The 25,348-nt window shown below is 68.7% G+C and carries 26 protein-coding genes and 3 pseudogenes; 20 read left to right on the top strand and 9 right to left on the bottom strand.

Translation table 11 applies throughout. From position 1 onward, the window contains the following. Positions 1-20: 20 nt before the first annotated feature. Positions 21-278 carry a hypothetical protein gene (locus tag LRS04_RS21680; RefSeq protein ID WP_257818157.1) on the bottom strand — a complete coding sequence of 86 codons (258 nt, stop codon included), beginning with the start codon at positions 276-278 and terminating at the stop codon, positions 21-23. A gap of 1 nt (position 279) precedes the next feature. On the opposite strand from LRS04_RS21680, the gene LRS04_RS21685 reads away from it, so the two are divergent. The 5 genes from LRS04_RS21685 (at position 280) to LRS04_RS21700 (ending at position 3,246) form a co-directional block, all read left to right on the top strand. After that, positions 280-723 carry a zinc-binding dehydrogenase gene (locus tag LRS04_RS21685; protein ID WP_257819219.1) on the top strand — a complete coding sequence of 148 codons (444 nt, stop codon included), beginning with the start codon at positions 280-282 and terminating at the stop codon, positions 721-723. 630 nt (positions 724-1,353) lie between these two features. Then, a complete protein-coding gene (locus LRS04_RS21690) occupies positions 1,354-1,899 on the top strand; it encodes a DUF4402 domain-containing protein (RefSeq protein ID WP_257818158.1) in 546 nt (181 codons plus the stop codon). A 68-nt stretch (positions 1,900-1,967) separates the two neighbouring features. Next, positions 1,968-2,201 (top strand): hypothetical protein, encoded by a 234-nt coding sequence (locus LRS04_RS21695; RefSeq protein WP_257818160.1) that lies wholly within the window; start codon positions 1,968-1,970, stop codon positions 2,199-2,201. After that, on the top strand, positions 2,182-2,475 hold the full coding sequence (locus tag LRS04_RS28400) for a DUF4402 domain-containing protein (protein WP_374576681.1): 294 nt from the start codon (positions 2,182-2,184) through the stop codon (positions 2,473-2,475). Before LRS04_RS21695 ends, LRS04_RS28400 begins: the two co-directional genes overlap by 20 nt. Positions 2,476-2,541: 66 nt before the next feature. Next, positions 2,542-3,246, top strand: coding sequence for a hypothetical protein (locus LRS04_RS21700; protein WP_257818161.1), 705 nt, complete (start codon positions 2,542-2,544; stop codon positions 3,244-3,246). A 131-nt stretch (positions 3,247-3,377) separates the two neighbouring features. Here the strand turns inward: LRS04_RS21700 and LRS04_RS21705 are convergent, their stop codons facing one another. Beyond that, entirely contained in the window at positions 3,378-5,147 is a 1,770-nt protein-coding gene (locus LRS04_RS21705; RefSeq protein WP_257818163.1) for a hypothetical protein, read from the bottom strand. Here LRS04_RS21705 and LRS04_RS21710 point away from each other — a divergent pair. The 9 genes and pseudogenes from LRS04_RS21710 to rplI all read left to right on the top strand — a co-directional run bounded on the left by LRS04_RS21710 (position 5,131) and on the right by rplI (position 12,479). Continuing rightward, a complete protein-coding gene (locus LRS04_RS21710; protein WP_257818164.1) occupies positions 5,131-6,243 on the top strand; it encodes a hypothetical protein in 1,113 nt (370 codons plus the stop codon). The two genes, LRS04_RS21705 and LRS04_RS21710, sit on opposite strands and share 17 nt — an antisense overlap. Positions 6,244-6,392: 149 nt before the next feature. Continuing rightward, on the top strand, positions 6,393-7,304 hold the full coding sequence (locus LRS04_RS21715; RefSeq protein WP_257818166.1) for a DUF4402 domain-containing protein: 912 nt from the start codon (positions 6,393-6,395) through the stop codon (positions 7,302-7,304). Between the two features lie 949 nt (positions 7,305-8,253). Next, positions 8,254-8,343 (top strand): annotated as a pseudogene (locus tag LRS04_RS28405) (hypothetical protein); the annotation flags it as partial. Between the two features lie 20 nt (positions 8,344-8,363). After that, complete coding sequence (locus LRS04_RS28410) at positions 8,364-8,855, top strand: hypothetical protein (protein ID WP_374577280.1); 492 nt, start codon at positions 8,364-8,366, stop codon at positions 8,853-8,855. Between the two features lie 136 nt (positions 8,856-8,991). Continuing rightward, positions 8,992-10,296 (top strand): calcium-binding protein, encoded by a 1,305-nt coding sequence (locus LRS04_RS21725; protein WP_257818168.1) that lies wholly within the window; start codon positions 8,992-8,994, stop codon positions 10,294-10,296. A 67-nt stretch (positions 10,297-10,363) separates the two neighbouring features. Further along, complete coding sequence (locus LRS04_RS21730; protein ID WP_257818170.1) at positions 10,364-10,903, top strand: peroxiredoxin; 540 nt, start codon at positions 10,364-10,366, stop codon at positions 10,901-10,903. Positions 10,904-11,216: 313 nt separating this feature from the next. After that, positions 11,217-11,579 (top strand): 30S ribosomal protein S6, encoded by a 363-nt coding sequence (gene rpsF / locus LRS04_RS21735; RefSeq protein WP_257818171.1) that lies wholly within the window; start codon positions 11,217-11,219, stop codon positions 11,577-11,579. A gap of 106 nt (positions 11,580-11,685) precedes the next feature. Beyond that, positions 11,686-11,880 (top strand): 30S ribosomal protein S18, encoded by a 195-nt coding sequence (rpsR, locus tag LRS04_RS21740; protein WP_257818172.1) that lies wholly within the window; start codon positions 11,686-11,688, stop codon positions 11,878-11,880. 14 nt (positions 11,881-11,894) lie between these two features. Continuing rightward, positions 11,895-12,479: a 50S ribosomal protein L9 gene (gene rplI / locus LRS04_RS21745; protein ID WP_257818173.1), complete on the top strand. Its 585-nt coding sequence runs from the start codon at positions 11,895-11,897 to the stop codon at positions 12,477-12,479. Positions 12,480-12,541: 62 nt separating this feature from the next. Here rplI and LRS04_RS21750 read toward each other — a convergent pair whose 3' ends face one another. From LRS04_RS21750 to LRS04_RS21760, 5 genes and pseudogenes are all read right to left on the bottom strand, one after another. Continuing rightward, the gene (locus LRS04_RS21750; RefSeq protein ID WP_257819220.1) at positions 12,542-14,008 is read right to left on the bottom strand and encodes an NAD(P)H-hydrate dehydratase; all 1,467 of its coding nucleotides are present in this window, start codon (positions 14,006-14,008) and stop codon (positions 12,542-12,544) included. A gap of 4 nt (positions 14,009-14,012) precedes the next feature. Continuing rightward, positions 14,013-14,180, bottom strand: a complete 168-nt coding sequence (locus LRS04_RS27170; protein WP_308238452.1) for a hypothetical protein — start codon at positions 14,178-14,180, stop codon at positions 14,013-14,015. Between the two features lie 202 nt (positions 14,181-14,382). Beyond that, positions 14,383-14,430: pseudogene (locus tag LRS04_RS28415) on the bottom strand (hypothetical protein); the annotation flags it as partial. After that, entirely contained in the window at positions 14,424-14,582 is a 159-nt protein-coding gene (locus LRS04_RS27180) for a histidine phosphatase family protein (RefSeq protein ID WP_308238201.1), read from the bottom strand. The gene LRS04_RS27180 and the pseudogene LRS04_RS28415, both read right to left, overlap by 7 nt. 7 nt (positions 14,583-14,589) lie before the next feature. Next, positions 14,590-16,134, bottom strand: coding sequence for an acetyl-CoA acetyltransferase (locus LRS04_RS21760; protein ID WP_257818174.1), 1,545 nt, complete (start codon positions 16,132-16,134; stop codon positions 14,590-14,592). A gap of 235 nt (positions 16,135-16,369) precedes the next feature. Here LRS04_RS21760 and LRS04_RS21765 point away from each other — a divergent pair, with 235 nt between their 5' ends. Together LRS04_RS21765 and glnA are read left to right on the top strand one after the other, a co-directional pair. Continuing rightward, positions 16,370-16,708, top strand: a complete 339-nt coding sequence (locus LRS04_RS21765) for a P-II family nitrogen regulator (RefSeq protein WP_257818175.1) — start codon at positions 16,370-16,372, stop codon at positions 16,706-16,708. Between the two features lie 41 nt (positions 16,709-16,749). Beyond that, positions 16,750-18,159: a type I glutamate--ammonia ligase gene (gene glnA / locus LRS04_RS21770; RefSeq protein WP_257818176.1), complete on the top strand. Its 1,410-nt coding sequence runs from the start codon at positions 16,750-16,752 to the stop codon at positions 18,157-18,159. 82 nt (positions 18,160-18,241) lie between these two features. Here glnA and LRS04_RS21775 read toward each other — a convergent pair whose 3' ends face one another. Next, positions 18,242-18,607, bottom strand: a complete 366-nt coding sequence (locus tag LRS04_RS21775) for an endonuclease domain-containing protein (RefSeq protein WP_257818177.1) — start codon at positions 18,605-18,607, stop codon at positions 18,242-18,244. A gap of 148 nt (positions 18,608-18,755) precedes the next feature. Beyond that, positions 18,756-19,133 carry a Kazal-type serine protease inhibitor family protein gene (locus tag LRS04_RS21780; protein ID WP_257818178.1) on the bottom strand — a complete coding sequence of 126 codons (378 nt, stop codon included), beginning with the start codon at positions 19,131-19,133 and terminating at the stop codon, positions 18,756-18,758. A gap of 61 nt (positions 19,134-19,194) precedes the next feature. Here LRS04_RS21780 and LRS04_RS27185 point away from each other — a divergent pair. The 4 genes and pseudogenes from LRS04_RS27185 to LRS04_RS21795 form a co-directional block, all read left to right on the top strand. Continuing rightward, positions 19,195-19,767 (top strand): annotated as a pseudogene (locus LRS04_RS27185) (peptidase M61); the annotation flags it as partial. 73 nt (positions 19,768-19,840) lie between these two features. Then, positions 19,841-21,133 (top strand): PDZ domain-containing protein, encoded by a 1,293-nt coding sequence (locus LRS04_RS21785; RefSeq protein WP_308238202.1) that lies wholly within the window; start codon positions 19,841-19,843, stop codon positions 21,131-21,133. An 88-nt stretch (positions 21,134-21,221) separates the two neighbouring features. Next, positions 21,222-23,279: a DNA topoisomerase IV subunit B gene (gene parE / locus LRS04_RS21790; RefSeq protein WP_257818179.1), complete on the top strand. Its 2,058-nt coding sequence runs from the start codon at positions 21,222-21,224 to the stop codon at positions 23,277-23,279. Positions 23,280-23,536: 257 nt separating this feature from the next. Next, positions 23,537-25,261, top strand: a complete 1,725-nt coding sequence (locus LRS04_RS21795; RefSeq protein ID WP_257818180.1) for a DEAD/DEAH box helicase — start codon at positions 23,537-23,539, stop codon at positions 25,259-25,261. Positions 25,262-25,348 lie beyond the last annotated feature (87 nt).

Here is a 25,348-nt window from a genome sequence, read left to right on the forward strand (position 1 = left end):
GCTTCTCCGAACGCATGCTGTTATCCGAGCAGCTCCTCCTGGAGGTGCCGAACGGCCTGCCGACCGACAAGGCGGCGATGACTGAGCCCTTCGCCGTCGGCCTCCACGCCGTGGCCAAGGCGCGGATGGACAAGACCTCGGTGGCGCTGGTCGTCGGCTGCGGACCCGTGGGCCTGGCGGTGATCGCCGCGCTGAAGGCCGCCGGCCACGGCCCGGTGATCGCCGCGGACTTCTCGCCCAGGGCGCCGGGCGGCGGCGGAGAAGCTGGGCGCCGACATCCTGGTCGATCCGGCCAAGGAAAGCCCCCACGACCGCTGGGAGGCGCTGGGCGTCCCCAAGGCGCGCGCGGCCCAGCAGATGATCCGGATGATGGGCGGCGGCTTCGGTCGGCCGGTGGTCTTCGAATGCGTCGGCGCGCCGGGGGTCCTGCAGGGGCTGATCGAGGCGGCGCCGGCGGGCGCGCAGATCGTCGTGGCCGGGGTCTGCATGGAGACCGACCGCATCGAGCCTTCGATCGCCATCACCAAGGAGATCGAGCTCACCTTCGTGTTCGGCTACACGCCGGAGGAATTCGGCCAGACGCTGCGCCATCTTGCCGAAGGCGTAATCGACGTCTCCGACCTGGTGACCGGCGCCGTGGGGCTGGACGGGGTGGCCGGGGCGTTCGAGGCGCTGGGCGATCCGGAGGCCCATGTGAAGATCCTCGTGCGGCCGGACGCCTGACGGCCCCCGCAGCAAGCTAAGCAATTCGTTAATAGAGGCCCCGCGAGCGCGCGCTCCCGGCAAAGCTTCACGGCAAAGGTTCGCCGCCTTTTCGCCACGCCTGGTAGAAGAACGCCGATACGTGACGTATTGCCGCGGCGGCTTTACTTGGTCCGAACAGCGCGAGTTCCTGAACTCGCCGCTCCAGAGAACGCCGATTTTCAATTCACTATACTTCCACACCAATGGGTTGCGTCCAATGTCATCGCCGCCACCTCAAGGTGTTTGCAACAGTAACGGAGCCCCCCTCCCCTCAACGGGTGAATTTGCAAGCTCTCCGAGAGATTCACAGCTCATCCTGACCTTTGTGCGCACACCTTTTGCAGGAATTGGATTGCGTCCGGGCCGTTGTTCCGTTTCGGGACTTTGACCTTGGCGCCCCGTTAGTTTGGTTACCGAGGGCCTTCAATCTTGACAGCCAACGGCAACGCATCTAGAGGGCCATGGATAACTGTGGGTTAAATTGACGGCGTACAACTAGGGGGTTTTACAGGTCTCCGCAACACTCGCGTCGCGGTTCTGTTGAAGTTCCAAGGTTTCCGTCAAAGCAGTTCAAGCGTTCATCTGACAACTTTCACGCCTGGGGCGAACATGAACACCCTTCGTAAGATCCTCATCGGCGCTGGCAGCGCCGCCCTGGTGGCGGGTCTTGCCACCGCCGCCGCCGCTCAGAGCAGCGACAGCGCTTCGGTGGGCATCAACGCTCGCCTCATCGCGCCGCTGACCATCGATCCGGACCTGAGCCTCGAGTTCGGCACGATCGTCGCGCCGACCGCCGCCGCCACGGTGACCATCTCCACCGCCGGCGCCCGCACCGCGAGCGACACCGAACTGCTGGCTCCGGGCGGCACCGCGCCGCGCGCCGGCAGCTTCGACATCACCGGTGAAGCCAACCAGGCGTTCAACATCTCCATCAGCGCGGTGATGTCGGACAACACCTTCTCGGTGGACAACTTCACCGCCTCGGGTTGCTTCAACACGATCATCGCGGCGGGCACCGGCACCGGCAAGACCGCCAACACGGGCACCGGTTCGGCCGCCTGCGAGCTGGTCGTCGGCGCGACGCTCAACATCCCGGCCAACCCGTCGCTCGGCGCCAAGTCCGGCACCCTGACGACGACGGTCGACTACAACTAAGGCGGATGCGGCCGGCGACAACCGGCCGCGTTCAGCTTCGGTCAATCAGGCGGGTATAAGCGGAAGCCATGAAACGAGCGTCGCTTTTCCTCCTGACGTCTCTCGGCGCCATCGCCTGCTGCGCGCAGGCGGTGGCGCTCGGCGTTTCGTCGTCCTCCGCATCGACGGGGGTCAACGCGCGCATTGTCGCCCGGCCGGTCGGCATCCAGGTCGTCAGTCCCCTGGTCCTGCCCAGCGTGACGGCATCGGCGGTCTCTCCGAACGCGTCCTTTGCGGGGGGCCGTGCCTTCGGCGGGAACTAATGGTACAACCGCTGGTGTCAGCAACGCCACCTTAACCATTCGGGGACAGGCTGGCGACGCTGTGTCGATGGCCGTGCCAGAGAGCTTCACGGTCGTCCGCAACGGGGGGACCGAAGCCTTGACGGTAAGAACCAACACCAGCTCTGAGCTCGGCATCGAGGGCGATGGGGTCGTCCTCGGCGGGGCCGTGATGGGCTCCAACACCATGAGCGTCAACGTCGGGGGGCGCGCTGTCGCTGGCCTCCTCCGACCGCCTGGAACCCGGGGCCTATGAGGGCCTCCTGGTTGTCGTGGTTCAATACAATTGACCCGCGTCGCCATTCCCGTCGCGATCGCCGTCATGGCGGTCCTCGCCACGTCCGCAGTCCTGGCGCAGCCCGCTGCGGCGCCGGCGGCCCCACCCGCGCCCGTCGTCAACACCACGACGGTCGGCGCGAACCTCAACATCTCGCCCAAGCGCGTGACCTTCGACCGCAACCGCCGGTCGGCCACGGTCTACATCTATAACCAGGGCAACGCCGCCGCGTCGTTCGACGTGGCGCTGATCGACCGGACGATGCTGCCGGACGGCCAGATCGTGGCGGTCTCCGACCTGGAGCGCCGGCCCGAGATCAAGCCCTTTGCCGACAACCTGAAGTCGGCTCAAAGCCTGCTGCTGGTCTCGCCGCGGCGCGTGACGCTCGCGCCCGGCCAGGGCCAGACGATCCGCCTGCGGGTCAACGGCGCGCCCGACGCGACGTCGGCCGAATACCGCACGCACCTGACGATCACGACCATTCCCCCAGGGACGCCGGCCTCACCGCCGAAGCGGCCGCCGGGATCGGTCCCAACGAACTGCGCTTCCAGATCAACTCCGTCTTCGGCCTCAGCATCCCGGCGATCGTCCGGACGGGAGATGCCGACGTCCGGGCCGGGATCGAGAACGTGCATGTTGAGTACGCCGACATCTCGCCGGATGGCTCGAGCCCGGCCCGGCGCACGCCGGTCGCCGTGTTCGACCTTGTCCGGGTCGGCGCGAACTCGCTGTTCGGCAACGTGGAGGTGAAGCCGAGCGGCAAAGCGAACGAGGTCATCGGTATAGCCCGGGGGTCGGGGTCTATCCGGAGGTCGCGAGGCGCACTCTGCGGATTCCGCTGAGCCGCACCATCGCCGCCGGAGAGAAGCTCGAGATCACCTTCACCGACGACGACACTTCCCCGGGTAAACTCCTTGCCAAACAGGCGTCGTAGGTGCGTCGCGTGGTCTGCCACCGCCGCACTTGCCATTTTCCGTGCGTCGCAGGGCGCGGCCGCTGAGGCCGTCGCCCCGCCCACGAGCGCGCCTGCCGAAGCTGCCCAGTCCCCGTCGCCCGCCGCCGCGCCGGTCATCGATCCGGCGACCCTGCTGCTGTTCTCCGTCGAGCTCGACGACCTCACCCTGACCGACGGCCTCACGGCCTACGACGTCCCGGAGGACCCCCTCCTCCCGGTCGGCGAGCTTACCCGACTTCTCGAGATGGACGTCGAGGTCCTGCCCGACGAGCGTCGGATCATCGGCCGGCTGGGCGAGGCGCGCCGCTCCCTGGTCGTCGACCTTGCTTCGGGCACAGCCAAGGACGGCCCGCGGAATGTGCCGCTGGCCGCCGCCGACGTCGTCGCCACCGACACCGAGATCTACATCCGCGCCTCGGCGCTCCAGCGCCTGCTGCCGATCAAGTTCGAGGTCGAGCCCGAGACCCTGGCGCTCAAGATCACGCCGACCGAGCTCCTCCCGATCCAGAGCCGGATGGAGCGGATGGCGCGCCGCCGCGACGCCATGCAGAACGTCGGCCCCAGGGACGATGTCCTGAAGGTCGAGACCCCCTACCGCCTCTTCAGCCTCCCGGCCTTCGACATCGCGCTCGGCGCCGGCGTCGAGAAGTCGGAGAACCGCTTCCCGATGCGCTACGACGTCCGCGTCGGCGCCGACCTGCTCTACACCGGCTTCCAGGGCTACCTCGGCTCGAACGAGACCGGCGAACCCGACACCGCCCGCTTCGTCTTCGAGCGCCGCTCCGTCGAGGGCGGCCTCTTCGGACCGCTGAAGGCCCGCGTCATCAGCGCGGGCGACGTCTACGCGCCTGGCCTCACCCTCGGTCCGCGCAGCGTCGGCGGCCGCGGCCTCTACTTCTCCACCGTCCCGCTCGACCAGACGAACATCTTCAACCGCATCGACCTGCGCGGCGAGCTGCCGCTGGGCTACGACGTGGAGCTCTACGTCAACGACATCCTGCGCAGCGGCCAGAACACCCCGGCCAAGGGCCGCTACGAGTTCCTCAACGTGCCCCTCACCCAGGGCATCAACGTCGTCCGCGTGGTCACCTACGGCCCGCGCGGGGAGCGGAGCGAGGACACCCGGATCATCAACGTCGGCGGCGGCCTGCTGCAGCGGGGCGAGGCGACCTTCGAGGCCGGGATCGTCCAGCAGGACGAGCCGCTGCTGCTCGTGCGCCGGCCCGACCCGCAGGCGACGGTGCAGATCGGCCGCGGCGGGCTGCGGGCCGTGGGAACGGTCAACTATGGCCTGACCTCGACGCTGACGCTCTCGGCCTCCGCGGCCTACATTCCGCTGGGCGCGCTGAACGATCGCCAGCTCTACCTGCTGGGCGCCCGAACCTCGCTGTTCGGCTGGTCGACCCAGCTCGACTTCGCCTACGACAACACCGGCGCCTCGGCCGAGAGCATCGGCCTGGCCGGCCAGATCCTGGGCATCTCCAGCGTCCTGCGCCACGTGGAGTTCCAGGGCTCCCTGTTCGACGAGAACGGCCCGGGCGTCGACACCACGCGATTCATGCTTCGCCGCAGCGAACTGACTTTCGACGGCAATCTGACGCTCGCCGGCCAGGTCATCCCCCCAGCTGCGCGGCCAGCGCAACCAGTACGCGGATGGCCAGGTCGACCTCGCCGCCTCGATGCGCGCGTCGACCACCGCATCGAGCTTCCTGCTGAGCGCCGGCCTGGAATACCAGCGCAACTCCGGCCGCCAGAACACCTCGGCCACCGAACAGCTCAATGGCTATTTCGCCGGCTCCACCTTCCGCGGCTACAAGTGGCAGATCCGCTCGACGATCGACTTCCAGATCCTGCCGGAGCTGGAGGCGCGGAGCCTGGCGATCACCGCCGACCGCGACATCTCCGAGACCGTCGCGCTCCGCCTCGGCATCGGCCAGCCGCTGGACAATCTCGACGGCTTCAACCTGACCGCGTCCAGCATCTTCAAGCTCAGGTTCGCCGATCTGTCGGTCGGCGGCGACTACAACAACGCCGACCAGTCGTGGCGGGTGGGGGCGCAGCTGAACTTCGGCCTCAACTACAACCCGGTGGCCGGCCGCTACCAGATGACCCGCCCGGGTCCGGGTTCGGGCGGCAGCCTGCTGTTCGAGGCCTTCCTCGACCGGAACGGCAACGGCATCTTCGACGGCGACGACACGCCCGTGCCGAACGTCACCCTCGAGGGCGCCGAGGCCAAGGTGCGCACCGGCCTCAACGGCCGCGCCTTCGTCACCGGCGTCGGCGCGGGACCCACCGCCCGCCTGCTCGTCGGGCTGGACGAGGTGGAGAACACCTCGGTCCAGACGCCGCCCAGCACCGTCCAGTTCTCGCCGCGCGCCGGCAGCTTCACCACCGTCCGTTATCCGATGCGGCCGACCGGCGAGGTGCTGGTGCGGATCAACCTGCGCAGGCCCGACGGCTCCTTGGTCGGCCTGTCGGCGGCGCAGGTCCGGCTGGTCGGAAACAATGGCTTCGCCGTCGAAGGCAGCACCGAGTTCGACGGCTCGGCCAGCTTCCAGAACCTGCCGGTCGGCCAGTATCGGCTGGAGCTCGATCCCGACCAGGCGCAGCGCCTGCGGATGAGCCTGCTCGAGACCCCGCCGATCGTCATCGAGGGCGACGGCGGCTTCGCGCCGGACGTGGACGCCGAGGTCAAGTTCGCCCCCCGTCCCCGGGATGACGCGGAGCCGGAGGCGCCGGCTCCGGCGCCGTCGGACGGTGCGACGCAGCAGAAACAGGAAGATTCCCAGTAACCTGCGGCAGATAAACTGCCCCTCACAATCGTCGCTCGAAAGTGTTATCCAGCATCGCCATGCGCAGCATCAGTATATCTCAACTCTTGATTGTGATGCTTCTCGCCGCTGCAAGCGGAAGTGCGGCGGCGCAAACCTATGGCGTCGGCGTGTCTTCGAGCACGCCCTCCCTGGGTGAGGTCGCCTCCGCGGCGTCCGGCGACACCGTCTTCCGGATCGCGCCCTCGACGGGCGCGATCACCAAGCAGAGCGGCAACGGCGCCCGCGTCAGCACCGGGACCAGCCGCGCGACGGTGACGATCAGCTGCGGCAACGACAATGCCTGCAACAACGACGACGTCTACATCCGGGTCGGCGCGGGATCCGTCACCGGCCGCGCCAAGGCCCTGACCAACTTCACGGTCTCCATGGGCACGGCGACGCTGAAGACCGCGGCGTCCGGGACGAACCCGATCAACTTCCGCATCGGCCCGATCGGCAAGAACAGTTCCAAGACCTTCTACGTCGGGGCGGACTTCCCGATCGGCGCGGACGGGACCGGCTCCACCGGCAACGCGACAGCAAGCTTCTACGTCTGGGCCGACGACGTGAACCCGCCCAACGGCTCTCAGTCGGGCAGCGGCACGGCGGTGGCCACGGTGTTCCGCTCGCTCTCGCTCACCAAGAATTCCGACCTGGCGTTCGGGCGTATCGTCAAGCCGGTGAGCGGCGGCGCGGTCACCGTGGGACTGGCGGCCGCCGACGCCTCCAAGACCGTGCCGGCGGGCGTCGCCTGGCTGAACCTGCCCCTGCCGACCCGGGCCTCCTTCTCGGTGTCCGGCGAGGGCGGCCAGACGCTCGCCATCACCGTGCCGTCGACCTTCACGATGACCGGTCCAAGCGCGTCGAGCCTGACGGTCACCACCAACACCTTCATTTCCGGCGGCAATGCCCAGCTCAGCTCGATCCTGGGCAACTCCGGCAGCCTGAACTTCTTCGTGGGCGGATCCTTCCCGATCTCGCCCACGACCCGCAACGGGACGTATTCGGGGACCTTCGCGGTAACCGTCGCTTACAACTAGGGCCGGCGCGGCTCTTGCTCTTGCTGGGGGGAACGGGCTCGCAGGTGTGCGGGTCCCCGGGCAGCAGGAACGGACCTGTGCCAGAACGGGTCATCGAGGGGCGACACCATGCCGATCACGATCAACTTCGAGGCTGTGCCGACGGGTCTGGTCACGACCTACACTGAGCAGGGCTTCAACTTCTCCACCCAGCTCACGCAGCAGCAGGGCTTCGCGGACGCCTTCTGGAACCGCGCCCAGACCACTGACCTGGGCACCGGCGGCTACCTGATCAACCAGTACACCTCCGATACGGTGGTCGTGAAACCGACGGCCGGCGGCGCGTTCGGCGCGACCTCGATCCAGGTGAACGGCTTCAGCTTCGGCGGCTTCAACGGCACGACGCCAATCACCGGGACCTCGGTGGTCGAGTACTATTTCCAGGGCGTGAAGGCTGACGGGAACATCATCAGCTACCAGTTCACGACGGACAATGTGGACGGCTTCCAGACCGTCGCCCTGCCGACCGAGTTCGCGTCCGGCCTCACCCAACTGCGCTGGTTCGTCAACGGCGGCACCGGCTGGGGCGCCTTCGACAACCTGACGCTCACCCTGAACACCGCGCCCGTCGCCCAGGCCTTCACCGCCGCCACGCAGGGCGGGACGCTGTACACCGGCCACCTGGTGGCCACCGACGTGGACCAGCAGACGTTGACCTACCAGGCCGTGGGGACCCTCCCCGCCGGCGTGGTGCTCGACGCCGACGGGACGTTCTACGTCCAACCGGTGGCGGGGGGACGCCGACCTGACCTCGGCGCGGGTCGTCAGCTTCCAGTACCGGGCCTTCGACGGCACGGACTATTCGGCGGCCCAAACCGTCAAGGTGACCCTGACGCCGATTCCCGCCGGTCCGGACAGGTTCGGCGGCAACAAGGCCGACACGCTGTCCGGCACGGCCGGCGCGGACCGGATGTGGGGCAAGGACGGGAACGACAAGCTCGTGGCCGCCGGCGGCGCCGACAAGCTCTACGGCGGCGACGGCAAGGACACCATCTCCGCCGGCGACGGCCAGGACCAGGTCTGGGGCGAGGACGGGGACGACTCCTCGATGCGGGCGCCGGCAACGACTTCGTCTATGGCGCGGACGGCCGCGACACCATCCTGGGCGGCGACGGCGCCGACACCCTCACGGGCGGCAGCGACAACGACCAGTTCGTCTTCGGCAATGGCTTCGGCAACGACGTGATCCTCGATTTCAACTCGGGTCACTGGGAGAAGGACGGGCGCTACGATCGCCACCGCAAGAACGACGACGATCGCGGCGACTGCCGCTACTGGCGCGACGACGACCACGACAACCACTACTGGGACCGCTCCGGCTACCGTTGGGAGTGGGAAGCCGGCGACACCATCAAGATCTCGCCCTCGGTGTTCGGCAGCTACGAGGACCTCATGGATCACGCCAGGCAGACCTGGTACGGCGTCGTCATCACGGCGGACGACGGCAGCAGCCTGACGCTCGTCGGCGTCAGCCTGAAGAGCCTGAACTCCGAGGACTTCATCTTCGGCTGACGGAGGCGGTTGCGCCAGCAACTTAACTCCACCCAGGGCTGCGATATTCGACGCAATTAATAATCACGCCCGTCAGAACTCAATTGAACCGACGCAACGCGGTCGATAGTTTCACGAACTTCGCGGGGGTCAGCCTATGTCGATCACGATCCAGTTCGAGAACGTCCCAACGGGTCTTTTCCAGACCTATGGCGAGCAGGGATTCAACTTCTCGACCGAGGTGACCCAGAACCAGGGATATCCCGACGCCTTCTGGAACCGCGCCCAGATCACCGACCTCGGCACCGGCGGCTATCTGATCAACCAGTACGCCTCCGACACGGTCGTGCTGAAGCCGGCGGCCGGAGGCCTTCGGCGCGGTCTCGATCGACATCAATGGGTTCAGCTTCGGCGGCTTCGACGGCACGACGCCGATCACCGGCACCTCGCAGGTCGACTTCTACTTCCAGGGGTGAAGGCGGACGGCAACGTCGTCACCTTCCAGGCCCCGACGACCGACGCGATCGACGGGTTCCAGACCATCGCCCTTCCCGTCGAGTTCGGCTCGGGCCTGACGCAACTGCGCTGGTTCGTCGTGGGCGGCACCGGCTGGGGCGCCTTCGACAATCTGGTGCTCAACCTCAACACGGCACCGGACGCCCAGGCCTTCACCGGCGCCGTCACGGCCGGCGAGTTGTTCACCGGCCAACTCGTCGCCACCGACGCCGACGGCCAGGCGCTGATCTACTCGGCCGTGGGGACGCTGCCGGCCGGCGTGGTCGTCGATGCGGACGGCCGCTTCTACGTCCAGCCCCTGGCTGGCGACGCCGACCTGACGACGGCGCGGACCGTGTCATTCGAATATCGCGCCTTCGACGGCGCTGACTATTCCGACACCGAGACGGTGACGGTGACCCTGAACCCTGTGGGCGTCGGCCCCGACATCCGCGGCGGCAACCACCCGCAGACGCTCGTGGGCACCAGCCGGGGCGAGAAGATCTGGGGCGGCAACAGCGGCGACACGCTCGGCCTCGGCGGGGCCGACACGCTCGACGGCGCCAACGGCACGGATGTGCTGATGGGCGGCGACGGCAAGGACAAGCTCATCGGCGGCAACGGCTCCGACAGCCTCGACGGCGGCGCGGGCGCCGATGTCCTCGACGGCGGGAACGGAACGGACACCCTGGCCGGCGGCGCTGGCGACGATGTCCTGAAGGGCGGCGCCAGTCCGGACCGGTTCGTCTTCGGCGTCGACTTCGGCCGCGACACCATCACCGATTTCGACGCCAAGAACGAGGTGATCCAGATGTCGCCGGCCATGTTCGGCAGCTTCGACGAATTGAAAGCCCACGCCGTGCAGGCCGGGGCCCACGTGGTGATCACCTATGACACCAACCATGTGCTCACGCTGCAGAACGTGAAGCTCTCGGCGCTCGACGCCGACAACTTCCTGTTCTTCTAGGCTCGCCTCGGCGGGGTCCTGCGGCTAACCTCGGCGGGACACGCGCAGACGCCCTCGGGAGACCGCCATGAAACGCCTAGCCCTCTTCGCCGCCCTCGGGGCGTTCGCCGCCACGCCGGCCCTCGCCGCCCTGAAGGCCGGCGACGCCGCGCCGGACTTCACGGCTCCTGGCTTCCAGGCCGGCAAGCCGCTGACCTTCTCGCTCGCCCAGGCGCGGAAGAAGGGGCCGGTCGTGCTCTATTTCTTCCCCGCCGCGGATACCAAGGGCTGCAATCTCGAAGCGAAGATGTTCGCGGACGCCATGCCGCAGTTCACCGCCGCCGGCGCGACGGTGATCGGGGTGACCGCCGGCAACCTGGACAAGCTGCAGCAGATCTCGGCCGACAGCGACAAGTGCTCGGGCAAGTTCCCGGTGGCCGCCGATCCGGGCGCCAAGATCGCCAAGCAGTACGACGCCGTGCTCGCCGCCAAGCCGGACTGGTCCGACCGGACCTCCTACGTGATCAGCAAGGACGGCAAGGTGGTCCACGCCTATTCGAAGATGGACCCGACCCAGCACGTCAGCGAGACGCTCGCCACCGTCAACACGCTGAAGGGCAAGCGCTAGGCGTCAGCCGAACAGCGCCTTGAAAGCGTAGTAGAGCAGGACACCCAGTCCCACCGAGAGAACCGTGGCGATCATCCGGTTGCGGCGCATGGGCCCTCCCTCGCCGCAGCCTCGGTCGCCGCGGGCCGGCGCGCAAGGCGAAAAGCCTTGCCGCCGAGGTGCTTTTCCCTTATTTGCCCGCCTCTTCACGGAATGCGGTCTCACGCGGAACGCGAATGGGCCGGGAAACTCCCGGCCGCCGCGCGAGAGCCATCGTTTCCGGCGGACCTTCCGCCGCCGGACGCGCCGCCTTCCACGCCGGAAGAAGGAAAACATGGCCCTCTACGAACACGTGGTCATTTCGCGGCAGGATATCTCGCCGCAACAGGCCGAAGCCCTGAATGACACCCTCAAGGCCCTCATCGAGCAAGGCGGCGGCAACGTCGCGAAGATCGAGTACTGGGGTCTCCGCAACCTGACCTACCGGATCAAGAAGAACCGCAAGGGTCACTACTCCCTGCTCGCCATCGACGCCCCGGCCGACGCCGTGAAGGAGATGGAGCGCCAGCTTTCGATCAACGAAGACGTCCTGCGCTACATGACCGTGCGCGTGGACGAGCTGGACCTGGAGCTCTCCCCGATCCTCGCCCGCCGCGATCGCGACCGCGAACGCCGCGACGACGCCCCGCAATTCTAAGAAAGGGAGGCTCTCTCAATGTCCGAAGAAACCTCCACGGCCCCGGCCGCTCTGGCCGCCGGCGCCGCCGGGCGGCCAGCGCCGTCCGTTCTTCCGCCGCCGCAAGGTGTGCCCGTTCTCCGGCGCCAACGCCCCGAAGATCGACTACAAGGACGTCAAGCTCCTGCAGCGCTACGTTTCCGAGCGCGGCAAGATCGTGCCGTCGCGGATCACCGCGGTGTCCGCCAAGAAGCAGCGTGAGCTGGCCAAGGCCATCAAGCGCGCCCGCTTCCTGGCGCTCCTCCCCTACGTCGTGAAGTAAGGGAGACAACGCACATGAAAGTCATCCTGCTCGAACGCGTGGAAGGCTGGGGCACGCTCGGCGACGTCGTCACCGTCAAGGACGGCTACGCCCGCAACTTCCTCCTCCCGCGTCAGAAGGCGCTGCGCGCCAACGCCGCGAACCTCAAGGTCTTCGAAGCCCAGCGCAGCGAGATCGAGGCCCGCAACGCGAAGGCCAAGGAAGCCGCCGGGACCGCCGGTGAGAAGCTCGACGGCACGTCCTACGTGATGATCCGCCAGGCCGGCGAATCCGGCCAGCTCTACGGCTCGGTGGCCGGCCGCGACGTGGCCGACGCCGTGAACGCCGAAGGCGGCAAGATCGAACGTTCGATGGTCGTGCTGGACAAGCCGATCAAGACGCTCGGCCTGCACGAAGTGAAGGTGCGCCTGCACTCGGAAGTGACGGTCACCGTCACCCTGAACATCGCGCGCAGCCAGGACGAGGCCGAGCGCCAAGCCCGTGGCGAGAACGTGATCAGCTCGCAGTTCGAAGAAGAGCGCGAGGCCGCCGAGCAGGCTGCCGCCGACCTTCTCGAAGGCGGCGCTGGCCAGCACGAAGGCGACTACGCCGAGGCCTAAGGCTTCGGAGCATTCCGCTTCAGATTGCGGCGCGGAGGGCGACCTCCGCGCCGTTTTCGTTTTCAGCGCTCCTCGTAGAGCCGGCGCAGGACCCGGGGGGTCAGGCCCGGCAGGTCCTCGGAGATCAGGCCCGGCCCGTGCAGCTCGGCCGCCGCGGCGTGAATCCAGGCGGCGGCACAGGCCGCCTCGAAGCTTTCCATCCCCTGGGCGATCAGCCCTCCGATATAGCCCGCCAGCACATCGCCGGATCCGGCGGTGGCCAGCCACGGCGAGCCGTTCAGGTTGACCGCCGCCCGGCCGTCGGGCGCGGCGACCACCGTATCGGCGCCCTTCAGCAGCACCACCGCCCCGGCCCGCTCGGCCGCCCGCCGGGCGGCGGCGATCCGTTCGGGCGAGGCGGCCAGGAGGCCTGGGAACAGACGCTCGAACTCGCCGGGGTGCGGCGTCAGCACGTCGTCCCGGTCCAAGACCGAGAACAGCTCCTCCGGGTCCTCGCGGAACACGGTGATGGCGTCGGCGTCCAGCACCAGGGCCGCGCCTGTGCGCGCCAGCGCCAGAACGTTCAGGAGGGTTGAGTCCGTCACGCCGGCGGCCGGCCCGATGACCGCGGCGTCGACGGCCGCGGCGGCCTGTTCCAGCTCCACCTCGGTCTCCACGGGGCGGAGCATCACGGCCTCCAGGTGCGCCGCGTTCGAGGCCAGCGCCTCCGGGGGCGACAGGATGGTGACGAGGCCCGAACCGATCCTAAGGCCCGCCCGCGCCGCGAGCCGGGCCGCGCCCGTGCTCCAGGCGTCGCCGCTGACCACGATCATCCGGCCGCGCGCGTGCTTGTGGGAGGTGCTGTCGGGCCACGGGATGCGGTCGGCCCAGAGCTCCGGCCCGTTCTCGAAGAGCCGCGTCTCGGTCTCGCCGAGGCCGATGTCCGCCACCACCACCTCGCCGCAATGGCCGCGGCCGGGTTCCAGCACATGCGCCGGCTTGCGCGCGTGGAAGGTGACGGTGAGCGATGCGCAGAAGGCCGGCTCCCCGAGCGGCTGGGCCGTGTCCCCGGCGATGCCGCTCGGCAGGTCCACGGCCACGAACCGGTCGCGCAGCCGCTGGGACACGCGGGCGAGGCGGGCGGCCTCCCCGTCCAGCGGCCGGGTCAGGCCCGCGCCGAATATGGCGTCCACGAAGAGCTCCGCCCGGTCCCGACCCTCGCCCACCGGCGCGGTCAGGCCGTGCCAGAGCGCCGCCATCGCCCGGGCGTCGTCGCTGGCGGGCTCCGCGAGCTGCTCGACCCAGACGTCCCAGCCGCGGTCTCTCAGCAGGCGGGCGACCACATAGCCGTCACCGCCATTGTTGCCGGGTCCGCAGAAGACGACGGTGGGACAGGGATCGAAGCGGGCGCAGATGGCGTCGGCGACGGCGGTCCCCGCGCGCTCCATGAGCACCGTCCCGGGCGTCCCGGCGGCGATGGCGGCCCTGTCGGCGGCGGCGGTCTCGGAAACCGTGAGGGATCTGCCGCGCCGCCAAGCCCTGCTCCTGATGCCGCTAGAGAACTCCCGTCGTGGCTTCGCGCCCCTTGGCCACCAAGGTCAAGCGCTCTCCGTCGGTTTCCAGCACGGTGATCGAGGTGTGGTCCGGCCGGAAGTGCAGCACGCGCGGGTCGCCCGCGAGCGCGGAGACCACGGCGTTGATGGCCACGTAGTGCGAGAACACCGCCGTGTCCCCGCGAGCGCGCAGGGCGGCGACGATGTCCCGGCGCCCAGGCGTCGTAATCCAGGTCGCCCTCGATATCGGCCCAGGCGCCCTGGAACGCCTGCCGCAGCCAATCCGGGCGGGCGGCGGCGTCCAGAGCCTTGGGCGTCGGGATCTCGCCAACCTGAGGATCGATTTCGAGGGCCACGCCGAGCGCCTCCGCCGTCGGCGCCGCGGTCTCCCGGCAGCGGCGCAGCGGCGAGCTCACCACCCGCTCGGGCCGCTCCCCGCCGGCAGGCCCAGCAGCCAGTCGCGGGCGGCCTCGGCCTGCGCGCGTCCGGCGTCGTCCAGGCCGGGATCATCGTCGGCGCCGCCCCAGGTGGAGGCCGGTTTTCCGTGGCGGATCAGGTAGAGACGCGGCATCGGGGACTCAATCGGGTGTGAACAGGTTGGTCTGGCCGTCCGGCGCGGGGCCGACCGTGCCCGGGCGCCCCACCTGCTCCTGGGCCTCGAAGGCGGCGAGGAAGGCGGGATCGGCCGGGGTGTTGGCGCAGAACCGGCGACCGGCCTCGTCGCGCCCCACCACGATGCCCAGGAACGGTCCCTCCCGCTTGTGGACGACGGTGTAGGTCTCGACCGTAGCGCGGCCGCTTGGCGTTTCCGTGACCTCGGGATGCGGCAGGGCGTCGATCTCGGCCTGCAGGACCTTGGGATCCTCGCGCTCGAACGGCCTGTCGGGCCGCTTCGTCGAATAGATCCCGGTGGACTGCTTGGTGAGGTACCAGCCGTTGCCGGTGATCAGGCCATAGGCTCCGGGCCGGGCCCGCAGCTTCTGCAGCATCACCGCGACCGAGTGCATGACGTAGTTGTTCCCGGGGCCGCCGGCATAGGGCAGCCCGCCGGTGACCGTGAGGCCGCGCGGATCGTCGAGCGAGAGGCCCAGCGCCTCCGCACCGATCTCCACCGCCACCGGGAAGCAGGAATAGAGGTCGATCAGGTCCACCTGGTCGATGCCGATGCCCGCCATCTCGAAGGCCTTCTGCCCGGTCCGGACCATGGCCGGGCTGGAGTGGAAATCCTGGCGGTCGGTGGGGTGCCAGAGGTCGGCGGCGTCGGCGCAACCGTGCAGGTACACCCACTGGTCCTCCGGCACGCCGAGCTCCCGGGCCTTCCTCTCGCTCGCCAGGATCACCGCGGCGGACTGGTCGACCTCCATGATCGCATTCAGCAGCTTCGGATAGGGGTAGCCGATCATCCGGTTCCTGTCGGAGACCGTCACCAGCTCGTCGGCCTGCCGCTCGGTCTGGAACCAGGCCTCGGGGTTCTTCGCCGCCACCTTCGAGAACCGCGCGAAGAGCTCGCCCATCCGCCGCTGGTGGTCGTCCAGCGAGCGGCCGTCGCGGGCGCGAAGGGCGTTCTCGAACAGGGGATAGATGTTGATCGGCCGGGAGAGCCCGTGCCGGATCTCATAGGCCGTGCTGCCGGCCCGCGGATCGCCGATCCGCTCGGGCGCAGGCAGGCTTTCGTCCTCGTCGGCCTGCCAGTCGGCGAACGGAAGTCCCTTCCCCATCCGCTTCATCGCCGAGCCCAGGAACTCGCAGCCGACGGCGAGCGCCAGGTCGGCCTCGCCCCTGGCGATGCGCGCCGCCAGCGTGTTGATCAGGTACTGGGGCGTGTTGCCGCCCATCTCGGAATAGACGCTCCAGCGCGGGGCGGCGCCGAGCTGTCTCGCGAGGCTCAGCGGCGGGTTCGTGGAGTGCGGGATCATGCCCCGCTTCGAGCCCGGGCTGTCGATCGTGTAGCCGACCACGGCCAGGGCGTCGACGGCGGCCAGACCGGCCGCGCCGATCCCGGCGTCGAGGGCGGCGCGATCCGCCGCAATCTTCAGCAATGCGGTCGGGGATGGTGAATCGCCCGGATCGCCGCGGTACGTGAATTGGCCCGCCCCGATCAGAACTGGGGTGTTTTCCGACATTTCGAGCCGCCTCCCGACGCTACTGCCCGTGATCCTAGGGCCGGAAGGACGCCCCACAAGGCGATTTCCGACCTGATCGTTTTTTGATCCATGGGCGCCTGTTTTTTGAGCGCTCGGTCATTTTCGCAGGTGGCCGCGACGTCAGGCAACGGACCCGGCTTGTGGCGTCGGCATCCGCCGTGCTGGTTCCCGGCCAAGCGCCGGGGCGGCGCATTTGCAGTCGCAAGCCGGGGTCATGAAAAAGATCGAAGCCATCATCAAGCCGTTCAAGCTCGACGAAGTGAAGGAGGCCCTGCAGGAACTGGGCGTCCAGGGCATGACGGTGATCGAGGCCAAGGGCTACGGCCGCCAGAAGGGCCAGACCGAGCTCTACCGCGGCGCGGAGTACGTCGTGGACTTCCTGCCCAAGATCAAGATCGAGGTCGTGGTCGCCGACGACCAGCTCGACCGCGCGCTCGAAGCCATCGCCACGGCCGCCCGCACGGGCCGGATCGGCGACGGCAAGATCTTCGTCTCCGACGTCATCGACGTCATGCGCATCCGCACCGGCGAGACCGGGCCCGCGGCCGTCTAACACCCACCATCGAGACCGGACCAACCAAGGGGATAATTGCTATGGCTTCCGCCAAGGACATCCTGAACGAGATCAAGGAAAAGGACGTCAAGTACGTCGACGTGCGCTTCACCGACGTGCGCGGGAAGATGCAGCACGTGACCTTCGACATCGCCCTGGTGGATGAGGATTTCCTCACCGACGGCACGATGTTCGACGGCTCGTCCATCGCCGGCTGGAAGGCGATCAACGAGTCCGACATGAAGCTGCGCCCCGACCTGGACACGGCGATCATCGACCCGTTCTACCAGCAGACCACGCTGGCGCTGTTCTGCGACATCGTGAACCCGGACACCAACACCCCCTACAACCGCGATCCGCGGTCGATCGCCAAGGCGGCGCTGAACTATGTGAAGGCGTCCGGCATCGGCGACACGGTCTACTTCGGCCCGGAGGCCGAGTTCTTCGTGTTCGACGACGTGCGCTGGGACACCGCGCCCCACAACACCTTCTACGCCTACGACTCCAGCGAGCTGCCGGTCAGCTCGGGCAAGTCCTATCCGGAAGGCAACATGGGCCACCGGCCCGGCCCGAAGGGCGGCTATTTTCCGGTCAATCCGGTCGACAGCGGCCAGGACCTGCGCGGCGAGATGCTGGCGGTCATGGGCGAACTCGGCATGCAGCCCGAGAAGCACCACCACGAGGTGGCTCCGGCCCAGCACGAGCTCGGCCTGAAGTTCGACACCATGATCACCATGGCGGACCGCCTGCAGCTCTATAAGTACGTGATCCACAACGTGGCCCACGCCTACGGCAAGACGGCGACCTTCATGGCCAAGCCGATGTTCGCCGACAACGGCTCGGGCATGCACGTCCACCAGTCGATCTGGGGCAACGGCAAGCCGCTGTTCGCGGGCGACAAGTACGCCGGCCTGTCGGACCTCTGCCTCTGGTACATCGGCGGGATCATCAAGCACGCGAAGGCGATCAACGCCTTCTCGAACTCGACCACCAATTCCTACAAGCGCCTGGTGCCCGGCTACGAAGCCCCGGTGAAGCTGGCCTACTCGGCCCGCAACCGCTCGGCCTCGATCCGCATCCCGCACGTGGATTCGCCCAAGGGCAAGCGCATCGAAGCCCGCTTCCCGGACCCGATGGGCAACCCCTACCTGACCTTCACGGCCCTGCTGATGGCCGGCCTCGACGGGATCGAGAACAAGATCGATCCGGGCGCCCCGGCCGACAAGAACCTCTACGACCTGCCGCCCCGCGAGCAGAAGAAGATCCCGGAAGTCTGCGGGTCCCTGCGCGAAGCCCTCGAGGCGCTCGACAAGGACCGCGCCTTCCTCAAGAAGGGCGGCGTCTTCGACGACGACTTCATCGACAGCTACATCGAGCTGAAGATGGAAGAGGTCATGCGCCTCCAGCTCCACCCGCACCCGGTGGAATTCGACATGTACTTCAAGTGCTAGTCGGCTGATCCTTCAGCAGATTGTGAGGGCCCGCGGAGTGATCCGCGGGCCTTTTTGTTCCTCCCCGTGAACGGGGGAGGTGTCAGCCGCCGAAGAGCGGTTGACGGAGGGGGCGGACGCCGCGACCGGCGATCAATTCATCCGCCAGATGCCGCGCCTGGTCCGCAACCTCGTCCACATCTTGAAATACCGACGACGCCCAGACCCGGTAAACGGTGATTCCCCGCCGTCCGAGCCACGCATCGCGGCGCTCATCGTGCGCGATCTGGGCGCCCTCTCCGTGGCCCGCGCCATCGACCTCCACCGCCAACGCCGCGGCGGGGCAGTAGAAATCCAAGATGTAGGGTCCGATTGCGTGCTGCCGACGGAAGACCGGCCACACCGGATTCCGCTTTCGCAACCGGCTCCACAGCATCACCTCCGGTTCGGTCATGGCCGACCGGAGCACCCCGCGCGCTTCAGCGTGATGATCTTGGCTCTCATGCGGTCCTCGCCCCCTCCGTCGACCCGCTCTTCGGCGGGCGACACCTCCCCCGTGAACGGGGGAGGAAAAAGGAACGGCAAGCTTACCGCCCAGCAGGAACATTACAAGAACATCAGGCCGCCTTGCACTCGCCTTCGTGGTCCACGCTGACGCCGGCCGCGGCGGCGGTGCAGGCGTTGCCGTAGGTCTTGCCGTCGCAGCCGCAGACGGGCCTGTACTCGCGGGTGCAGATCTGCGTCTTCGGCGTGCACACGCCCGCGCCGTCCGTCACACGGCACTGCCCGGTCGGGTGTTTGCACCAGTCGTTCGGGTCGGTGCAGGTGAAGCCGGCGATCCCGCCGCACATGCCGCCGGTGGCCGCCGCGCGGTCGGGACCCTGGGCCACGGGCGGCGGCGCGGGACCGGGCTGCGCCTCGGCGGCGCTCTGCTGGCAGCCGGCGACGGCGAGGCCCGCGGCGAATAGGGCGATCACGGCGGCGCGGAAAGGCATTCGGTCTCCTCCTGCGGCTGAAGATTGCCGGGCGCGGCGGCCCCGCACTACAACCCAACGCATGACCTTTGTAAGCCGCACCGCGCTTTCCGCCGCCCTCGCCCTCGCCGTCGCCCTGCCGGCCACCGCCCAACCCTCCCCCGGCCCGCAGCCCGCGGCCCTTCCGCCGGAGATCGCCGCGCCGCGCGACGTGGCCTATCCGGGCGCCCTGAAGCTGGAGGTGGACGCCACCGACCTGGAGCGCCGCATCTTCCGCATCCGCCAGCAGATCCCGCTGGCGGGCTCCGGTCCCGTCACCCTGCTCTACCCTCAGTGGGTTCCCGGCGGGCACTCGCCGCGCAACGCGATCTTCAACGTGGCCGGCCTGGTGGTCCGGGCGAACGGCCAGGTCGTGCCCTGGACCCGCGACCCGGTGCAGGTCTTCGCCTTCCACGTGACCCCGCCGGCGGGGACGACGACCCTCGACCTTGAGTGGCAGTACGTCTCGCCCACCGCCCCCGAGCAGGGACGGGTGGTGATGACCCCGGAGATGCTGAACGCCCAGTGGATCTCGCTGGCCATGTACCCGGCCGGATATTTCGCCCGGCGCATCCCGATCGACGCGGCGATCAAGCTGCCGAGCGGCTGGGGCTATGGGGTGGCGCTGGACACGGCCAGCGAGGGGGGACGGCTGGGTCCGTTTCAAGCGGACGGACTTCGAGACCCTGATGGACTCGCCGATGTTCGCGGGCCGTCACTTCAAGCGCTACGACCTCGACACCTCCGGCAAGTCGCCGGTGCGCCTGAACGTCGTGGCCGACCGGCCCGAGCTCCTGGCCGCCACGGACGAGCAGATCGAGAAGCACCGCGAGCTGGTCCGGCAGGCCGACCGGCTCTATGGCGCACGCCACTTCGACCGCTACGAGTTCCTGCTGGCGCTCACCGAGCGCATGGGCGGCATCGGACTGGAGCACCACCGCTCGTCGGAGAACGGCACCGTCCCGGGGTACTTCACCGAGTGGTCGAAGAATGCGCCGGCCCGCAACCTCCTGCCCCACGAGTACAACCACTCCTGGGACGGCAAGTTCAGGCGGCCCGCCGAGCTCTGGACGCCGAACTACAACGTGCCCATGCGCGGCAACCTGCTGTGGGTCTATGAGGGTCAGGACCAGTACTGGGGCTACGTCCTGGGCGTCCGGTCGGGCCTGGTCACCAAGCAGCAGACGCTCGACGCGCTCGCCATGACCGCGGCCACCTATTCCACCGGCCGGCCGGGCCGCGAGTGGCGCTCGGTGGAGGACACCGGCCACGACCCGACCATCGCCGGCCGCCGGCCGATCCCGTGGACGACCTGGCAGCGCAGCGAGGACTACTATTCGGAAGGCCAGCTCGTCTGGCTCGACGCCGACACCCTCATCCGCGAGAAGACCGGCGGCAGGAAGTCGCTCGACGACTTCGCCCGGGCCTTCTTTGGCATCAACGACGGCTCCTGGACGCCGGTCACCTACACCTTCGAGGACGTGGTCGCCGGCCTGAACAAGGTCGTGCCCCACGACTGGTCGGGATTCCTGACGAAGCGCCTGCGCGAGGTGGCCCCGGAGCCCCCGCTCGACGGCATCACCCGCGGCGGCTACCGGCTGATCTACACCGAGACGCCGACCGAGTTCTGGAAGGACAACGAGGCCTCCCGGAAGATGGTCGACCTCACCTACTCCGTCGGCATGACCCTGAACCGCGAGGCGACGATCACCGGCGTGCTGTGGAACGGACCGGCCTTCAAGGCGGGCCTGACGAACAGCGACAAGATCATCGCCGTGAATGGCATCGCCTACGACACCGAGCGCTTCAAGGAAGCGATCACCGCCGCCAAGGCCGGCCAGCCGATCAGCCTGATCGTCAAGGACGGCGACCATTACCGGACGGTGGCGATCGATTACCGCGGCGGCCTCAGGTACCCGCGCCTGGAGCGGATCGAGGGCGCGCCGGACCGGCTTTCCGCCATCTACGCACCCTCGAAGTAGGTGTGAGCGGCGGGGCGCGTCCCGCCGCATTGCCTTCGGGCGCTGGGCGATTCATACCCGCTCAGAATCCCCCTAACGTCGTCGAGTCATGTCCAAGTCCGCCGCCCAGCCTTTCGACCTCTTCAACGACGACGCGCTGAACCCTGTGCCGGCTGCGCCGCTGGCGGAGAGCCATGAGCCGCGGCCCGACCCGGCCGTGGTCGGCGGCAAGCCGTCCAGCTACTCGGCCAAGGACATCGAGGTCCTGGAAGGCCTGGAGCCGGTCCGCAAGCGGCCGGGCATGTACATCGGCGGCACCGACGAGCGGGCCCTGCACCACCTGTTCGCCGAGGTCCTCGACAACGCCATGGACGAGGCGGTGGCCGGCCACGCCAAGGTGATCGAGGTCAGCCTCGACGCCGAGGGCCAGCTCACCGTCAAGGATGACGGCCGCGGCATTCCGGTCGACCCGCACCCGAAGCACCCGGGCAAGTCGGCGCTCGAAGTGATCATGACCGTCCTCCACTCGGGCGGGAAATTCTCGGGCAAGGCCTATGAAACCTCCGGCGGCCTGCACGGCGTCGGCGTCTCGGTGGTCAACGCGCTCTCGGAACGCGTCGAGGTCACCGCCTGGAAGGACGGCTTCGAGTGGCGCCAGGCCTTCACGCGCGGCAAGCCGATCGGCCCTATCGAGAAGCTGGGGCCCACGCGGAAGAAGGGCACCCAGATCGCCTTCACGCCCGATCCGGTGATCTTCGGCGAGGGCGTCGCCTTCAAGCCGGCCCGCCTCTACCGGATGGCCAGGTCCAAGGCCTATCTGTTCGGCGGCGTCGAGATCCGCTGGAAGTGCGATCCCTCGCGGATTCACGACCAGACGCCCGCCGAGGCGGTGTTCCGCTTCCCGAACGGCCTGGCCGACTTCCTGGCCGAGCGGGTGAAGACCATCGAGACGGTGACGCCCGAGCCCTTCGCCGGCCGCTACGAGCGGCAGGGCGAGGCCGGCAAGGTCGAGTGGGCGGTGACCTGGACGCCGGCCGGCTTCGGCGAGGCCGACGGCTTCATGCAGTCCTACTGCAACACCGTGCCGACGCCGGAGGGCGGCACCCACGAGGCGGGCCTGCGCGCGGCCCTGACCCGCGGTCTCAAGCAGTACGCCGAACTGACCGGCGAGAAGCGCGGCGGCCTGCTCACCGCCGAGGACGTGGTCGCCCAGGCGGGCGCGCTCGTCAGCGTCTTCATCCGCGACCCGGAGTTCCAGGGCCAGACCAAGGAGAAGCTCTCCTCGTCCGAAGCCCAGCGGCTGGTCGAGAAGGCCATCGCCGACCCGTTCGACCACTGGCTGACCGCCCAGCCGAAGTCGGCGAGCGCGCTGCTTCAGTTCGTCATCGAACGGGCGGAAGAACGCCTGAAGCGCCGCCGCGACAAGGAGGTCGCCCGCGCGTCGGCCACCCGCAAGCTCCGCCTGCCCGGCAAGCTCGCCGACTGCTCGGGTCAGGCCACCGACGGCACCGAACTCTTCCTGGTCGAGGGCGACAGCGCCGGCGGCTCGGCCAAGCAGGCCCGCGACCGCCGCACCCAGGCGATCCTGCCTCTGCGCGGCAAGATCCTGAACGTCGCCTCGGCCTCGCTGGACAAGCTGGGCGGCAACAAGGAGCTGGCCGACCTGATGCTGGCGCTGGGCGCCCAGGGCGGGTCGAAGTTCAAGGAAGAGGACCTCCGCTACGAGCGGATCATCATCATGACGGACGCCGACGTGGACGGCGCCCACATCGCGAGCCTCCTGATCACCTTCTTCTACCGGACCATGCCGGACATGATCCGCGCCGGCCGCCTCTACCTGGCCCTGCCGCCGCTCTACCGGATCAGTCACGGCGCGAAGTCGCTCTACGCGAGAGACGACGCCCACCGCGACGAGCTGCTGGCCACGGAGTTCAAGGGGAAGAAGCCGGACATCAGCCGGTTCAAGGGCCTGGGCGAGATGATGCCGGCCCAGCTGAAGGAGACCACCATGGATCCGTCGAAGCGGATCCTGGCCAAGGTCACCCTGCCCCGCGCCGAGGAAAGCGTGGAAAGCCTCGTGGAAGCCCTGATGGGCCGGAAGCCGGAACTCCGCTTCCGCTTCATCCAGGAGAACGCCGAGTTCGCCGCCGCCGACCTGGACGTCTGACGGCGGGTTCAGGGATCGAGCCGGGCTCGACGCCGTGGCTGGACGCCCTGGGGCCGGGCCCGACGCTTAATAGCCCGTACGACGGGCCTGAGCGCCCCTCCGGCGGGCCGTTCTGAACGCCCGGGGCCCACGTGCGTTGACTTGAGCGTTGCTGCCCGTATCTTCCGCGCGCGCGTCGATCTCCGCTCGCGCCGCCGCGGTACGCCAGCCTTCGTCTCTCACAGGGATCGGCCGGGCCGCCGCTATATTCGTAACAGATGACCGAATTTTCCGAACTAGGCCTCTCGCCTGCGACCCTTCAGGCCGTCGCCGACACAGGCTACACCACCGCAACACCGATCCAGGCCGAGGCTATTCCCGTCGCCCTGCAGGGGCGTGACGTCCTGGGCATCGCCCAGACCGGCACCGGCAAGACCGCCGCCTTCACCCTTCCGATGATCGACCGGCTGAAGGCCGGCCGCTCCAAGGCGCGCATGCCGCGCGCCCTGGTCATCGCCCCCACCCGCGAGCTGGCCGACCAGGTCGCCGCCTCCTTCGAGAAGTACGCCAAGGGCCAGAAGCTCTCCTGGGCGCTCTTGATCGGCGGTGTCTCCTTCTCCGACCAGGAGCAGAAGCTCGACCGCGGCGTCGACGTGCTGATCGCAACGCCCGGCCGCCTGCTCGACCACTTCGAGCGCGGCAAGCTGCTGATGACCGGCGTCCAGATCATGGTCGTCGACGAGGCCGACCGGATGCTCGACATGGGCTTCATCCCCGACCTCGAGCGCATCTTCAAGCTGACCCCGGCCAAGAAGCAGACGCTGTTCTTCTCGGCCACCATGCCGCCGGAGATCACCCGGCTGACGAAGCAGTTCCTGCACGACCCCGTGCGGATCGAGGCCTCGCGGCCCGCGACGACCGCCGAGACCATTACCCAGTACATGGCCAAGCTGCCGGTCTCCGACCCGAAGGCGAAGCGGACGGCGCTGCGCGCGCTGATCGAGCGGGGCGAGGTGGTGAACGGCATCGTGTTCTGCAACCGCAAGTCGGAAGTCGACATCGTCGCCAAGTCGCTGAAGACCCACGGCTTCGACGCCGCCCCGATCCACGGGGACCTCGACCAGCAGACGCGGATGCGCACGCTGGAAAGCTTCCGCAAGGGCGAGCTGAAGCTGCTGGTCGCGTCCGACGTGGCCGCGCGTGGCCTGGACATCCCGGCCGTCGGCCATGTGTTCAACTACGACGTGCCGCACCACGCCGACGACTACGTCCACCGCATCGGCCGGACCGGCCGCGCGGGCCGTACGGGCGAGGCCTTCATGCTGGTGACCCCGGCCGATGCGAAGAACATCGACAAGGTCATCAAGCTGATCGGCAAGACGCCGCAGGAGCTCACCCTCGACCTCGACTGGGCAAGCCTGAAGGACGAACCCCGCGCCGGCCGCGGCGACCGCAAGGGCGGCCGCGAGCGCGGCGGCCGGGATCGGGATCGGGACCGGGACCGCCGCCCGCGCATCGTCAAGGACCACGGCGAGCGCGCCGCGATGGATCCGGTGCAGCAGACCGCGCCGGCCGAAGGCGCCGAGGCCGAGGCGCCGCGCCGCAGCCGCAGCCGCAAGCCGGCCGAGACGCCCGCCGTCGCCGAGGCCGCTCCGGCCCCGGCTCCGGCCCGCGAGGAACGCCCGCGCCGCGAGCGCTCCGAACGGGAGAAGGCCGACCGTGAGCGGACCGAGCGCGAGGCTCGGCAGGATCGCGAGCGCATCGAACGCGATCGCCCGGAACAGAGCCAGGGAGACCGGGACCGTCCCCTCCGCGATCGCCCGGACCGCGACCGCGGCCCGCGCGCGGAGCGTGGCGGCGACCGTCGTGACGATCGGCGCGATCGGGAGCGGGATCGGGACCGGGGCCGCGACCGTGGCGACGGCGAGCGCGTCGTGGGCTTCGGCGCCGACGTGCCGGCCTTCCTGACGCGCAGCGCCGCCCCGCCGCCGGCGGACGACTGAGGTCGGGCTTGAAAGGCAGCGGCCCTAAGGGAAGTTAACGACCCGCCTTAACCGGTCGTTTGGCGCCTTTTCATTAGGCTCAGTCCC

The sequence above is a fragment of the Phenylobacterium sp. J367 genome (assembly GCF_024699985.1).
Classification (GTDB): domain Bacteria; phylum Pseudomonadota; class Alphaproteobacteria; order Caulobacterales; family Caulobacteraceae; genus Phenylobacterium.

Bases quoted from the DNA above. Each gene is read 5' to 3' on its own strand.
- LRS04_RS21680 (WP_257818157.1), bottom strand. From the start codon at position 278: ATGTCGGCGCCCAGCTTCTCCGCCGCCGCCCGGCGCCCTGGGCGAGAA.
- LRS04_RS21690 (WP_257818158.1), top strand. From the start codon at position 1,354: ATGAACACCCTTCGTAAGATCCTCATCGGCGCTGGCAGCGCCGCCCTG.
- LRS04_RS21695 (WP_257818160.1), top strand. From the start codon at position 1,968: ATGAAACGAGCGTCGCTTTTCCTCCTGACGTCTCTCGGCGCCATCGCC.
- LRS04_RS21700 (WP_257818161.1), top strand. From the start codon at position 2,542: ATGGCGGTCCTCGCCACGTCCGCAGTCCTGGCGCAGCCCGCTGCGGCG.
- LRS04_RS21710 (WP_257818164.1), top strand. From the start codon at position 5,131: ATGCGCGCGTCGACCACCGCATCGAGCTTCCTGCTGAGCGCCGGCCTG.
- LRS04_RS21725 (WP_257818168.1), top strand. From the start codon at position 8,992: ATGTCGATCACGATCCAGTTCGAGAACGTCCCAACGGGTCTTTTCCAG.
- LRS04_RS21730 (WP_257818170.1), top strand. From the start codon at position 10,364: ATGAAACGCCTAGCCCTCTTCGCCGCCCTCGGGGCGTTCGCCGCCACG.
- rpsF (WP_257818171.1), top strand. From the start codon at position 11,217: ATGGCCCTCTACGAACACGTGGTCATTTCGCGGCAGGATATCTCGCCG.
- rplI (WP_257818173.1), top strand. From the start codon at position 11,895: ATGAAAGTCATCCTGCTCGAACGCGTGGAAGGCTGGGGCACGCTCGGC.
- LRS04_RS27180 (WP_308238201.1), bottom strand. From the start codon at position 14,582: ATGCCGCGTCTCTACCTGATCCGCCACGGAAAACCGGCCTCCACCTGG.
- LRS04_RS21760 (WP_257818174.1), bottom strand. From the start codon at position 16,134: ATGTCGGAAAACACCCCAGTTCTGATCGGGGCGGGCCAATTCACGTAC.
- LRS04_RS21765 (WP_257818175.1), top strand. From the start codon at position 16,370: ATGAAAAAGATCGAAGCCATCATCAAGCCGTTCAAGCTCGACGAAGTG.
- glnA (WP_257818176.1), top strand. From the start codon at position 16,750: ATGGCTTCCGCCAAGGACATCCTGAACGAGATCAAGGAAAAGGACGTC.
- LRS04_RS21780 (WP_257818178.1), bottom strand. From the start codon at position 19,133: ATGCCTTTCCGCGCCGCCGTGATCGCCCTATTCGCCGCGGGCCTCGCC.
- LRS04_RS21785 (WP_308238202.1), top strand. From the start codon at position 19,841: ATGGACTCGCCGATGTTCGCGGGCCGTCACTTCAAGCGCTACGACCTC.
- parE (WP_257818179.1), top strand. From the start codon at position 21,222: ATGTCCAAGTCCGCCGCCCAGCCTTTCGACCTCTTCAACGACGACGCG.
- LRS04_RS21795 (WP_257818180.1), top strand. From the start codon at position 23,537: ATGACCGAATTTTCCGAACTAGGCCTCTCGCCTGCGACCCTTCAGGCC.